Origin of the sequence: Paenarthrobacter aromaticivorans (assembly GCF_019038615.1) — a bacterium.
Lineage (GTDB): Bacteria > Actinomycetota > Actinomycetes > Actinomycetales > Micrococcaceae > Arthrobacter > Arthrobacter aromaticivorans.
The window spans coordinates 124,821-137,552 of record NZ_JAHOPC010000008.1; the positions used below are offsets into that span (position 1 = coordinate 124,821).

Annotated in this window: 12 protein-coding genes; 9 read left to right on the forward strand and 3 right to left on the reverse strand. The window is 61.1% G+C overall.

Annotated features, from left to right (window positions below):
- Window positions 1-11: 11 nt before the first annotated feature.
- Together KSW38_RS14060 and KSW38_RS14065 are read right to left on the reverse strand one after the other, a co-directional pair.
- Window positions 12-752: a type 1 glutamine amidotransferase gene (locus KSW38_RS14060; RefSeq protein WP_216925535.1), complete on the reverse strand. Its 741-nt coding sequence runs from the start codon at window positions 750-752 to the stop codon at window positions 12-14.
- Complete coding sequence (locus KSW38_RS14065) at window positions 749-2,080, reverse strand: Mur ligase family protein (RefSeq protein WP_216925536.1); 1,332 nt, start codon at window positions 2,078-2,080, stop codon at window positions 749-751. Before KSW38_RS14065 ends, KSW38_RS14060 begins: the two co-directional genes overlap by 4 nt.
- A gap of 114 nt (window positions 2,081-2,194) precedes the next feature.
- Between KSW38_RS14065 and pdxT the strand changes: the two genes are divergently transcribed.
- The 9 genes from pdxT (at window position 2,195) to KSW38_RS14110 (ending at window position 12,052) form a co-directional block, all read left to right on the forward strand.
- On the forward strand, window positions 2,195-2,896 hold the full coding sequence (gene pdxT / locus KSW38_RS14070) for a pyridoxal 5'-phosphate synthase glutaminase subunit PdxT (RefSeq protein ID WP_216925537.1): 702 nt from the start codon (window positions 2,195-2,197) through the stop codon (window positions 2,894-2,896).
- 4 nt (window positions 2,897-2,900) lie between these two features.
- Window positions 2,901-3,656, forward strand: a complete 756-nt coding sequence (locus KSW38_RS14075; RefSeq protein WP_216925538.1) for a YebC/PmpR family DNA-binding transcriptional regulator — start codon at window positions 2,901-2,903, stop codon at window positions 3,654-3,656.
- A gap of 44 nt (window positions 3,657-3,700) precedes the next feature.
- Window positions 3,701-4,279 carry a crossover junction endodeoxyribonuclease RuvC gene (gene ruvC / locus KSW38_RS14080; RefSeq protein ID WP_216925539.1) on the forward strand — a complete coding sequence of 193 codons (579 nt, stop codon included), beginning with the start codon at window positions 3,701-3,703 and terminating at the stop codon, window positions 4,277-4,279.
- 79 nt (window positions 4,280-4,358) lie between these two features.
- Window positions 4,359-5,003, forward strand: coding sequence for a Holliday junction branch migration protein RuvA (gene ruvA / locus KSW38_RS14085; RefSeq protein WP_216925540.1), 645 nt, complete (start codon window positions 4,359-4,361; stop codon window positions 5,001-5,003).
- A complete protein-coding gene (gene ruvB / locus KSW38_RS14090; RefSeq protein WP_216925541.1) occupies window positions 4,996-6,072 on the forward strand; it encodes a Holliday junction branch migration DNA helicase RuvB in 1,077 nt (358 codons plus the stop codon). The genes ruvA and ruvB overlap by 8 nt, the downstream gene beginning before the upstream one ends.
- Window positions 6,073-6,259: 187 nt before the next feature.
- On the forward strand, window positions 6,260-6,640 hold the full coding sequence (gene yajC / locus KSW38_RS14095; RefSeq protein WP_216925542.1) for a preprotein translocase subunit YajC: 381 nt from the start codon (window positions 6,260-6,262) through the stop codon (window positions 6,638-6,640).
- A gap of 114 nt (window positions 6,641-6,754) precedes the next feature.
- On the forward strand, window positions 6,755-8,506 hold the full coding sequence (gene secD, locus KSW38_RS14100) for a protein translocase subunit SecD (protein ID WP_216925543.1): 1,752 nt from the start codon (window positions 6,755-6,757) through the stop codon (window positions 8,504-8,506).
- A complete protein-coding gene (gene secF, locus KSW38_RS14105) occupies window positions 8,506-9,495 on the forward strand; it encodes a protein translocase subunit SecF (RefSeq protein ID WP_216925544.1) in 990 nt (329 codons plus the stop codon). The genes secD and secF overlap by 1 nt, the downstream gene beginning before the upstream one ends.
- A 163-nt stretch (window positions 9,496-9,658) precedes the next feature.
- Window positions 9,659-12,052 (forward strand): RelA/SpoT family protein, encoded by a 2,394-nt coding sequence (locus KSW38_RS14110; RefSeq protein ID WP_216925652.1) that lies wholly within the window; start codon window positions 9,659-9,661, stop codon window positions 12,050-12,052.
- Here KSW38_RS14110 and KSW38_RS14115 read toward each other — a convergent pair.
- Window positions 12,049-12,651, reverse strand: coding sequence for a hypothetical protein (locus KSW38_RS14115; protein ID WP_216925545.1), 603 nt, complete (start codon window positions 12,649-12,651; stop codon window positions 12,049-12,051). The genes KSW38_RS14110 and KSW38_RS14115 overlap by 4 nt on opposite strands.
- Window positions 12,652-12,732 lie beyond the last annotated feature (81 nt).

Consider the following 12,732-nt stretch of genomic DNA (forward strand, 5'->3'; position numbering starts at 1 on the left):
GCGGCAAGTAGCTAGCGTGGCCGGCGGGCAGCGTGCTCCCGCGCGAGGCGGGCGTAGTCGTCGTCGGGCGTTCCCGGCACGAAGGTGCCATATTTCCGCTCCGCGGCCGTCCGTATCAGGAAGTCGGCGATCGCCGGGTTCTTGGGCAGCAGCGAGCCGTGCAGGTAGCTGGCCACCACGTTGCGGTAGCGGGCGCCCTCGTGACCGTCCTTGCTGTTGTTTCCCGCACCTTTGGTGACAGTTCCCAGCGGTTGGACGCCGGGGCCCAGGGTGGTTTGTCCACTGTGGTTCTCGTAGCCCAGGACGTCCCCGAATTCGGAGGACTTGAGCGTTACATTGCCGATCAGGCGTTCATCCGTGCCGTGTGTCTCGACATCGAGGATACTGATGCCGGGAATGACAGGGCCCGCGCTGGTCTTGAAGAACTTTCCGAAAAGCTGGTAGAGGCCGCAAATTACGAGCATGGGTGCGCCGTCGTCCGCGAGCTTCCGCAGTTGATCGGCGCGTGCCTGAAGATCGTCTTGAATGACGAGCTGGCCGCTGTCCTGCCCGCCCCCGCCGACGATGATGTCGATGTCGTCAGGAAAGTCATCGTCTACGTTGTATTCAAGGAGCTCCGGCGTGTACCCATGCCACTTTATTCGTTGCTGGAGGACCAGGGCGTTGCCCCAGTCACCGTAAATGTTCATGTCCCGCGGGTAGAGCTGGAGGACGCGGATGGTTCCCTTGGTGGGCTGTGCTTCCGGGGTCATGAGACCACCTCAACTATGGTGATTTTGGCCAGTTCGCGACGGATCGCGAGCATGGCGGTGTACGTGCAGAAAATTCGCTTGGGCTTGCCACGCGAGCCGTCAATGAATGCATGGAGCGCCGAGGTTATGTCGGTCTCGACTGTACCGAAGCGGACCTCGTCGTACTGCAGTCGCAGGGCCATGTCGTACGCTCGAACGCCGGTGAGGACCTCAACTCCGTCTTCCCGCAGCGACTCGAATTCGACGTCCCAGAGCCAGGACATGTCCCTGCCATCTGCATAGTTGTCGTTGATGGCGATCATGGTGGCGTAGCCGCCGGCCGGGAAGGACTTCAGGCCGAGCCGGAAGCCGCTGGGATTCTTAACAAGCACGAGTTCCAACGGCTGGCCATCGACAGTGAGGCTTTCGCCGCGCCCGAAAGCAGGAGCCACATCACCGAGTGCCTTGACCAGTTTGGGAGTGTCGACGGCTCCCGTACCCAGGATCGCCCTGGCCAGGGAAAGTGCGGCCGCCGCGTTGAAGATGTTGTAGACACCACGCAGCTTCATGCTGGTGGTGACCGTTTCGCCGTCGAACTCAAAGTCGGCGTCCTGGGCACCCACGCGGCGGAGTACGACGTCGGCAGCGGGGGCGGCAGGTACATCACCTGCGGTGCCCGGTGCCGGCGTGTTCGGGGACGAGGGTCCGGTGGTAGCCGTCCGCATATCGTCGTCGTTGGGGAACGTGCTGCGCAGCGATTCATCCAGGCCGAAGTATCGGACGCTGGGATTGTGGAGTGCCCCGGGAACATTCAGGGTGTTGGCGATTCGCGCTACCCGCGGGTCTTCACGGTTCAGCACCACGGTGTCCGTGGTTTTCTGCGCGATGTGTTCGAGCAAGCGGGCGGTCTTGTCGATCTCGCCGAATCGGTCAAGCTGGTCTCGTAGGACGTTCAGCAAGAGGCTAAAACGCGGCGGCACCTTGTTCACGAAGTGCACAGCATGTGCTTCGTCGAGTTCAAGGATCGCGACGTCGGCGTCGAGGCGACCACGCCAGTCAACATCGCCGAGGAGGGAAGCGGCCACGCCCCGGGTGAAGTTGCTGCCCGTGCGGTTGGTGAAGACCTTCAAGCCCTGGCTTTCCAACAGCTCGACCACCATTTTGGTGGTGGTCGTCTTTCCGTTCGTCCCGCTGACAACTGCCACGCCATGGGGAAGGCTGGACAGCGTTCTCTGCATGAAACCGGGATCGATTTTTTCGACCACCAGGCCGGGGAAAGCAGAGCCCCCACCCCGGAGCCGGGACAGTGTGCGGACCAGCTTGCCGAGGGGAACGCTGAAGGAAAACATGCTCTGTAATATATCCCAGTTAAGGCATGGAACTGGGCGTGGAGGCGACTCCTGCTGGCATTGCCGCTTGTCCTCCGGGAGGAGATTGCCGGGCCGGACCACTATGATGGTCTAATGACCAACCCCCTTTCCGACGCTTCATCACGCGTGGGTGCAGGACTCCGGATCGGCGTACTGGCCCTCCAAGGCGACTTCCGTGAGCACATCCACGCAGTGGAAGCTGCAGGCGCCACGGGTGTGGGCATCCGTCGGCCCGCAGAACTGGATGACGTTGACGGCCTGATCATCCCTGGTGGAGAATCCACCACGATCGACAAACTCTCTAGAATCTTTGAACTCGCGGACCCGCTTCGGAAGCGCATCGCCGAAGGCCTTCCGGTGTACGGCTCTTGTGCCGGCATGATTCTCCTTGCCGATGAGATTGCCGATCCCGCTACTGATCTGGACGGAAACCCCCAGCAGACCTTTGGCGGATTGGACATCACGGTGCGCCGCAATGCCTTCGGGCGGCAGCGCGAGTCCTTTGAAACCGACCTCGATTTCAAAGGACTCGAGTTCAGCGCAGGGGAGTCCGGCGTGGATCCGGTGCACGCGGTCTTCATCCGTGGACCTTGGGTGGAACGGGTTGGCCCGGGAGTCGAAGTCCTGGCACAGGTTGACCCGGAGCACGCCAGCCACACCGCCACTTTGCACGGATTGGCTAGAATTGTTGCAGTGCGCTCCGGCCAGCTGTTGGCCACCTCTTTCCACCCGGAAGTCACAGGTGAGAAGCGCGTGCATGAACTCTTTATTCGAATGATCAGAGGAGAAGCGTAAAAGCATGTCAGGCCACTCCAAATGGGCGACTACCAAGCACAAGAAAGCCATCATTGATAGCAGGCGTGCAAAGTCGTTCGCAAAGCTGATCAAGAACATCGAAGTTGCTGCGCGCATGGGCGGCCCGGACCTCGCCGGCAACCCGGGCCTGGAACTCGCGGTTACCAAGGCGAAGAAGACCTCGGTTCCCAACGACAACATTGACCGCGCCATCAAGCGCGGTGCCGGCCTCACGGGCGAAGTGGTCGATTACACGGAAATCATGTACGAAGCCCGTGGCCCCCAGGGCTCGGCGTTGTTGATCGAGTGTCTTACGGACAACAAGAACCGTGCGGCTTCCGAGGTTCGACTCGCGATTTCCCGCAACGGTGGCACCATTGCAGATCCCGGCTCGGTCAGCTACTTGTTCACCCGCAAGGGCGTCGTCGTGCTGCCAAAGAATGGGCTGAGCGAGGACGACATCCTGATGGCCGTCCTGGACGCCGGCGCAGAGGAAGTCAAGGACAGCGGCGAGAACTGGGAAGTGCATTCCGAGCCCTCTGACCTGCAGGCCATCCGTGACGCATTGAAGGATGCCGGCATCGAGTACGAATCCGATGAAGCTGAATTCGTGCCCTCCATGCAGGTGGACCTCGATATTGATGGCGCCCGGAAATTTATGAAACTCGTGGATGCCCTCGAAGACCTGGATGACGTCCAGAACGTCTACAGCAACGCAGACTTCAGCGAGGAAGTGCAGGCTGCCCTCGACGCCGACTAGGCGGGCAGCCCTTCTATTTTGACAACAAACAGGAAGGCCCGGACTTGACTCTTCGCGTATTGGGAGTCGATCCGGGCCTTACCCGTTGCGGCATCGGTGTAGTGGATATCGAGCGGAACCGCCGGGCCACCATGGTGGCTGTTGGTGTGGTCGGGACTTCGGCTGAGTTGACACTGGACAAGAGGCTTTTGGTCATCGCCACGGCCATCGACGAGTGGCTGGACCTGCACGAGCCGGACGTCGTCGCCGTCGAGCGCGTTTTTTCGCAGATGAACGTCAGCACGGTGATGGGCGTGGCCCAAGCCTCGGGCGTTGTCATCGCGGCTGCCGCGCGTCGCGGCATTCCCGTAGCTTTACACACCCCCTCCGAAGTCAAAGCGGCCGTGACCGGAAGTGGCACTGCGAACAAGGACGCGGTCACTAAATTGGTCACCAAAATCCTCCGGCTCGACGCCCCGCCCAAACCCGCCGACGCTGCGGACGCACTTGCCCTGGCGCTGACGCACGCTTGGCGGGCAGGCAGCGGCATGGGTGGAATCGGCGGGAACACGGGCACGGACTCCCTCACCCCGGCTCAGCGGGCCTGGGCGGAAGCGGAAGCGAAAGCGCGCCGCGCACGGTGATTCGGAGAACCCCTTGCTAGGGTATTCGTAGATATGTTCGGATAGTCTGCTTTGCAGGCCGTACCTCAGGAGCCGGGTCTTGATCAGTTTTCTCCGTGGAACAGTTGCCCACGTTGGCTTGTCGACCGCCGTGATCGACCTCAACGGCGCGGGAATGAGCGTTTTCGCTACGCCCCAGACCTTGAGCCACCTAAAAGTAGGCGCCGAAGCGAAGCTCTTCACCTCCATGATCGTCCGTGAGGATTCCCTCACGTTGTTCGGCTTCGCCGATGATGATGAACGCGAGGTTTTCGATGTCCTGCTGAGCGTGAGCGGCGTCGGGCCACGGCTGGCTCTGGCCGTACTTGCGGTGCACGAGCCCGAAGCGATCCGTGTAGCTGCGCACACCGGCGATGGCAAGGCGTTCACTAAAGTGCCAGGCATCGGACCGAAGGTCGCGGGCCGGATTGTCCTTGAACTGGCCGGAAAGCTGGTCCCGCACGGCACTGGCACAGGAACAGCAGCTCCAGTGATCGCTACCGTGGAATGGAAGCCCCAGGTAGTGGCTGCCATGACCAGTCTGGGATGGTCCGAGAAGGACGCCGCGGGCAGCATCGACAAAGCAATGGCCGATTCCCCCGAGCTTGTTGATGACGGTAACGTGGCGCAAATCCTCCGTGCCACTTTGCGCTGGTTGGGGCAGGACGGCGCGCGCGCTGGAAACCGCGTAGGCACCCGTGGCTGAGCAATCGCTCGTTGCCGGGGGAGAGGAGCCGGAGGAGCGCGTTATCGAAGCCGCGCTCCGGCCCAAAAACCTGCATGATTTTGTTGGCCAGCACCGTGTTCGGAAGCAGCTTTCGCTGGTGCTTGAAGCTTCGCGTATGCGCGGCCGGAGCGCTGACCACGTACTGCTTTCCGGTCCTCCAGGCCTGGGCAAGACCACTCTGGCCATGATCATTGCCGCCGAGATGAACGCCCCACTGCGTATCAGCAGCGGACCAGCCATCCAGCATGCCGGAGATCTTGCAGCAATTCTTTCCTCGCTGTCCGAAGGGGAGGTGTTGTTCCTCGACGAAATCCACCGCATGTCCCGCCCGGCTGAAGAGATGCTCTACATGGCCATGGAAGACTTCCGTGTGGACATCGTGGTCGGCAAGGGCGCTGGCGCAACCGCCATTCCCCTTGAACTTCCACCCTTCACGCTCGTTGGTGCAACCACCCGCGCAGGGCTTCTGCCGGGCCCCTTGCGGGACCGCTTCGGATTTACGGGCCACCTCGAGTTCTACTCTGTAGCAGAACTCGAACTCGTACTGCGCCGTTCGGCCGGATTGCTTGACCTGAAGGTCAACTCCGCCGGATTCACAGAGATTGCCGGACGATCCCGCGGCACGCCACGAATTGCAAACCGCTTGCTTCGCCGTGTTCGCGACTGGGCACTTGTCCACGGAATCGAACAGATCGACGCGCGATCGGCGTCGGCGGCCCTGGACATGTACGAGGTAGATGAACGGGGATTGGACCGCCTTGACCGCGCCGTCCTTGAAGCGTTGATTACCAAATTCAGCGGTGGGCCGGTGGGTCTTTCAACGCTGGCGATCGCCGTGGGCGAGGAGCCGGAGACTGTTGAAACTGTTGCCGAGCCATACTTGGTGCGCGAAGGGCTGCTCGGGCGGACACCTCGTGGCCGCATCGCCATGGCATCAGCGTGGACACACCTCGGTTATGCCGTACCGGCGGGCGTATTCGGCCAGGAGACCCTTGCCTTGTTTGACGAGGATGAAAACCACGCCGAAAGCGTAGATACCATCGGTTAACACGCTGTATTCAGCTTTTCCCACTAGACTGGTATGACGCTCGGCACGTTCGAGTCCTTGATCCATGCGCCCGCTTCGCGGTGAAGCGCGTTGCTGTGCGGGATTTACTCCCGTGTCCGCAGGATCTGCCGGGGACGTTGCCGTGAACCAAAACGTAAGTAAAGAACGGAACTTCCCTGTGGATCCAATGACCATATTGCTGTTCGTCATGCTTGGACTCTTTGTCTTCATGATGTTCCGCCGCAACAAGAAGACCCAGCAGCAGCAGGCTGCGATGCAGTCCAAGTTCGCTCCGGGCGTCGATGTCATGACCAGCTTCGGTCTCTTCGGACGCATCGTGTCCATCGACGAAGCTGAGAACAAGGTTGTTATCGAGCTGTCTCCCGGAAACGAAGCTACGGTTCACCGCCAGGCCGTCACCAAGGTGATCGAAAAGGCTGAAGAGGAAGCCCCCGTTGTTCCGGACGACGCTTCGTCGCTCACCGTTGCCGATGAGACCCCGGCTGCGACTGAGACGCCGGACGAAACCATCGCGCGCCTCAACAAAGAGGACAAGAAGGACAACTAGCACCGTCAGTCGCGGCAACACCGCGCAAGGACACTTCTACGGCAGCGGAAAGCCGCCGGCAGACGCTTACCAGCGTCCGCCGGCGGCTGTCCGGCGATAAAAGGAAGATCGATAATGGCACGGACCGGCCCCAAAAACTCAGCCCGCAGGGTGCTGACTTGGCTTGGAGCAATATTCGTTGTACTCACCGCTGTCCTGGGTGGCGGAGTCATTTCCGGCCATGCAAGCTGGGCTCCCAAACTTGCCTTGGACCTTGAGGGCGGCACCCAGATGATCCTGGCACCGCGGGTAGAGGGTTCCAGCGACATCACTGAGGAACAACTTAATCAGGCAGTAGCGATCATCCGGCAGCGTGTGGACGGCTCCGGCGTTGCCGAAGCTGAGATCAGCACCCAGTCGGGGCGGAACGTGGTGGTAAGCCTCCCGGGAACTCCGTCCAAGGAAACCCGTGATCTTATCCAGGCGTCGGCGGACATGAACTTCCGCCCGGTGATCGCTGCGGCGGATCCTGCGGCCATCCCTGTCGAATCACGTACGCCGGATGACAAGCTGCCCAAGCCCACCGCGGAGCCCACCAACGCGAGCGACACCAACTGGGTGACTCCCGAGATCTACAAGGAATTCGAGGCGCGTGACTGCGTCAACCCTTCCACCGAGAAGCGGGAACGTTCTGATCCGGCGAAGCCGCTTGTGACCTGTGAACCGGCAACGGACAAGACCCCCGCCATCAAGTACATCCTTGGTCCGGTCGAGGTCAAAGGCCAGGACATCAGCTCCTCCTCCTTCTCTCAGGTACAAGGCGCACAGGGATCGGTGACGAACTCCTGGGGTGTGAACATTACGTTCAACGCCGAGGCAACTGCCAAGTTCAAGGAAGTTACGGAGCGGCTGAACCAGTTCTACACCGCGTCCCTTGCCCAGGGCGGCAACGACCCCAAGGCACAATTCGCCATTGTCCTGGATGACAAGGTCATCTCAGCACCGAGGTCCCTTGCTGTCATTACTGACGGAAAACCGCAGATCACGGGTAACTTCACCCAGGCCTCTGCAAAGGCGCTATCCGACCAACTCCGCTACGGTGCTTTGCCGATCTCCTTCGAGATCCAGTCCCAGGAACAGATCTCTGCCACGCTCGGTGGCGATCAGCTCCGGCTCGGCCTGCTCGCTGGCCTCATCGGCCTGCTGCTGGTGGTTGTATACTCGCTGTTCCAGTACCGGGCCCTTGGCTTTGTCACCATTGCTTCCCTGGTTGTCGCCGGTGGCTTGACCTACCTCGCCATCGCCATTCTGGGCTGGACTGAAAACTACCGCCTCTCCCTCGCGGGTGTTGCTGGCCTGATCGTGGCCATCGGACAGACGGCCGACTCGTTCATTGTGTACTTCGAACGTATCCGCGATGAACTTCGTGAAGGCCGCGGGCTGGTGTCCGCCGTCGAGAATGGTTGGAAGCGCGCCAAGCGCACAGTGCTGGCTTCCAAGGCAGTGAACTTGCTGGCTGCGTTGGTCCTCTATTTCGTGGCCGTAGGCAATGTCCGTGGCTTCGCGTTCACCCTTGGCCTCACGGCTGTCGCCGACCTCATCGTGGTGTTTATGTTCACGCATCCGATGCTGCAGGTCCTTGCCCGCACAAAGTTCTTTGGCGAAGGCCACAGGTTCTCCGGCCTGTCACCTGACCGCCTGGGGGCTGTCCCGCTGTACCGGGGAGCCGGACGTCTCCGCACACCTGCTGAGAAACCTGCCGTTGTCCGTGCACGCAATACAGGTGCCGCGGCTGAAGCAGAACGCCGTATGACCATCGCCGAACGGCGCCTCGCCGAGAAGGGCCAATTGACCGGGCCTGCCAACGGCACCAAGGAGGAGAAGTAATGACCACGAGCTTCGCAACCTTCGGCAACGAGCTTTACACGGGCAAGCGCTCCTACAACTTTGTTGATTCCAAGAAAATCTGGTTCATCATTGCTGCGGTGGCTGTGGCCCTCTCCATCCTGATCCCGGTTTTGAAGGGCGGCTTCAACCTCGGGATCGAGTTCCGCGGCGGTTCGGAGTTCACGGTTTCCAACGTGAAGACCACCGACGCCGGCCTGGGCGAAAAGGCTGTCCATGACGTCGTATCCGGTGCCATTCCCCGTGTTGCGAACGTGGCCGGCAACACCATGAGGATTCAGACGGACCAGCTGACCGATGACGAGACCAACCGCATCAAAGAGGGCCTGACCACCGCTTACGGTGTGACGGACAACGAGGTGACATCAAACTTTGTTGGCCCCACGTGGGGCCAGGATGTCACCCGCCAGGCGCTCATTGGCCTGGTGGTGTTCGTCGGCCTCGCTGCCGTCCTCATGGCTCTGTATTTCCGGACCTGGAAGATGTCACTCTCTGCCTTGGTGGGCATGCTCGTCACCATGTTCACCACAGCGGGCGTCTACGCCCTGAGTGATTTCGAGGTGACGCCGTCGGCCATCATCGGATTCCTGACTGTCCTGAGCTATTCCCTGTATGACACCGTGGTGGTCTTCGACAAGATCCGCGAGAACACAGCGGGCATTTCCACCTCCACGCGCCGGACCTTCGGTGAAGAGGTCAACCTTGCGGTCAACCAAACCCTGGTCCGCTCCATCAACACCATGATGGTGGCCGTCCTTCCGGTTGCAGCCATCCTCTTCATCGGGGCAGGACTGTTGGGCGCAGGAACGTTGCGGGACCTTTCCCTGGCGCTTTTCGTCGGGATCCTCATCGGTACGGCGGCGACCATCTTCATTGCGGCACCGCTCTACGCCTGGCTGCGCCAGGGCGAGCCGGAACTCGTGAAGCAGGCCGGGAAAGTGGCCCACCGCAGGGCCGAGGCCACTGTTTAGGTTATTTCCACTAGGCATTACGTCCTGGAGGAGGACCCCGCTTTTACAGCGGGGTCCTTTCTCTTTGACTTGCCGCGGCGTGCGTCATGTGCTGTCCGGTTGCGGAAGCATTCGCCTGCGGGAATAGACTGGAAGAATTAAATAGGTCGTGAGGGGTACTTCTGTGGAAGAACGTGCGACGTCGGCACCACCGACGGGCGGGGAGGACAGTCACCACGGTGTGACGGTTCCGGCAACAAGCGTGGCTGGACGGACTGCTGGTACGGTTCCAGTCGATACTCCCGGCGTGCGTCCAACCTTTCCGGGGCGGCGGGAGCGCACGCGTTCCAGGCTTGCGCGATTGACCGGTCGGGGGATGGCGCCGTACTCGCCGATTCTGGAACCGCTCCTGCGAACTGTGCGGGCCAACAACCCCAAAGAAGACTTCGACCTCATTCAGCGCGCATTCGCGGTAGCAGAGCGCAGCCACCAAGGGCAGAAGCGCAAGAGTGGTGATCCGTACATCACCCACCCGGTGGCGGTAGCCACCATCCTTGCTGAGCTTGGGATGACAGGAACCACCCTCGCCGCCGCCTTGCTCCACGACACTGTGGAGGACACCCCCTACACACTGAATGACCTCACCCGCGACTTCGGCCCGGAAGTTGCCATGCTTGTGGACGGGGTCACCAAGCTCGACAAGGTCAGCTTCGGTGAAGCAGCGCAGTCGGAGACGGTCCGCAAGATGGTCGTGGCTATGGCCAAGGACATCCGGGTCCTGATGATCAAACTTGCTGATCGGCTCCACAACGCCCGTACATGGCGGTTCGTTTCGGCGGAATCGTCGTCCCGTAAAGCCCGCGAAACGCTGGAGATCTTCGCTCCCCTTGCACACCGCCTGGGTATGAACACCATTAAGTGGGAGTTGGAGGATCTGTCCTTCGCAGCGCTCTACCCCAAGGTGTACGAGGAAATCGTCCGCATGGTGGGGGACCGTACCCCTGAACGCGAGAAGAGCCTCAGTGTCATCCGCAACCAGATTGCCGATGATCTCCGCACGGCCCGGATCAAGGCCACCATTACCGGCCGGCCCAAGCACTACTACTCGATATACCAGAAGATGATCGTCCGCGATAAGGACTTTGACGACATCAACGACCTCATGGGCGTTCGCGTCCTGGTTGACTCGGTGCGGGATTGTTACGCAGCACTTGGTACCCTGCACTCGCGATGGAACCCTCTCCCGGGTCGGTTCAAGGACTACATCGCCATGCCGAAGTTCAACATGTACCAGTCCCTTCACACCACGGTAATCGGCCCGGGCGGAAAGCCCGTGGAAATCCAGATCCGCACGCATGAGATGCACCGCCGGGCTGAGTATGGCGTCGCAGCCCACTGGAAGTACAAGGACCAACCCAACCGTACTGCGGTGGGCCCTGGCAGCCCACGCGACGGCGATATGGGCTGGCTGCGGTCCTTGGTGGACTGGCAGCAGGAAACATCGGACCCGGGCGAATTTCTTGATTCGCTGAGGTACGAGATCAACGCACGGGAAGTCTTCGTCTTCACGCCCAAGGGCGAAGTCATGGCCTTGCCTGCTGGATCGACTCCGGTGGACTTCGCCTACGCGGTTCACACGGAAGTGGGGCACCGGACCATCGGAGCCCGCGTTAACGGCAAGCTTGTGCCGCTCAACAGCGAACTGAACCATGGCGACTGGGTGGAGATCTTCACCTCAAAGGCGGAGGGCGCTGGTCCAAGCCAGGACTGGCAGCACTTCGTCAAGTCGGCAAGGGCCCGGAACAAGATCCGCCAGTGGTTCACCAAGGAACGCCGTGAGGAAGCGATTGACCGCGGCAAGGACATGCTGACGCGGGCCATGCGAAAGCAGAACCTCCCACTGCAGCGACTCATGACGCATGATGCGCTGTCTGCCGTCGCCGAGGACTTCCACTACGTTGACATCTCCGGCCTGTACGCAGGAGTGGGTGACGGCCATACTTCTGCCCAGTCTGTGATGGAGAAGCTCGTAGAGCATCTGGGTGGACACGAGACCCCGGATGAGGACCTTGACGAGGTCAGCATCCCTACGCAGGTTGCCAAGTCCAAGTTTTCCGATTCCGGTGTCATCGTTCGTGGCGTGGGAGACGTGTGGGTCAAACTTGCCCGGTGCTGTACCCCTGTGCCCCCTGACCCCATCCTTGGATTTGTCACCCGCGGTTCTGGGGTGTCGGTGCATAGGACTGATTGCACCAACGTCTCCGGGTTGCGCGACCAGCCGGACAGGATCGTCGAGGTCGAGTGGGCACCAACGCAGTCCAGCGTCTTCCTGGTGGAGATTCAGGTGGAAGCCTTGGATAGGAAGTCACTCTTGTCCGATGTCACCCGTGTCCTGTCGGAAAACCATGTCAACATCCTTGCGGCTTCGGTGCACACCTCAAGCGACAGGGTGGCGATCTCCAAATTTGCCTTCGAAATGGGTGACCCAAAGTATTTGCACCATGTTCTCAGCGCGGTGCGGCGTATTGACGGAGTCTTCGACGTATACCGCACAACCGGTAACAGGCGCAGGAGCTAGCTCGGGGGCACGAGCCGTGCGAGCGTAGCGAGCGCACGCTTCTTGTGGGGAACCCGCGGCGCTGCCTCCACGGCAAGGGTGAGCAAACGGAGCCTGATGCCGAGCTCCGGGTGGTCCAGGAGCCGCCGCAACGCCGGCAGGGCCTGATCTGACTCAACGTGCAGCGCAATGTCCGCTGCTGTTCTCAAGGGGCTGCTGACCAGCATGCCACCAAGGCTCAGAACGTCCAGTTGGCCAAGCCGAACCTCATGGAGGTTGCACCCCCGGGCACTGCGCACGCTGGAGATACGATGCTTGGCATCCACCAGGAGTGACAACCGCTCCGGAGGGCTCGCGCATCCGTAGATCCAGGCCGCGGTGAGCCTGCCCGCGACCACCTTGGTCCGCATCCGGTCCGGGACAGTCAGGGCAGCTGCACGGGCGCGGAGGCGGGGCGTGACTGCAATCCCGGGCGAGGCATAGCTCTTTCCGTACAAAGGAAGCAGGATGCCATCCAGTGCCATGCCCTGCAATTCAGGCCACGTGAAGATCCGGCTGGGTGCGTAGAGTTCGGGAAGGACGGGTTCCTGCAGTTGCGGGGCTGTGACGGGTGGGACCATTCATTGATCATTCCGTGTCCTGGCCGCAACAGTACAGGCCCCGTACCGGGCATGTGGATAACCGGTACAGGGCCTGCAGAC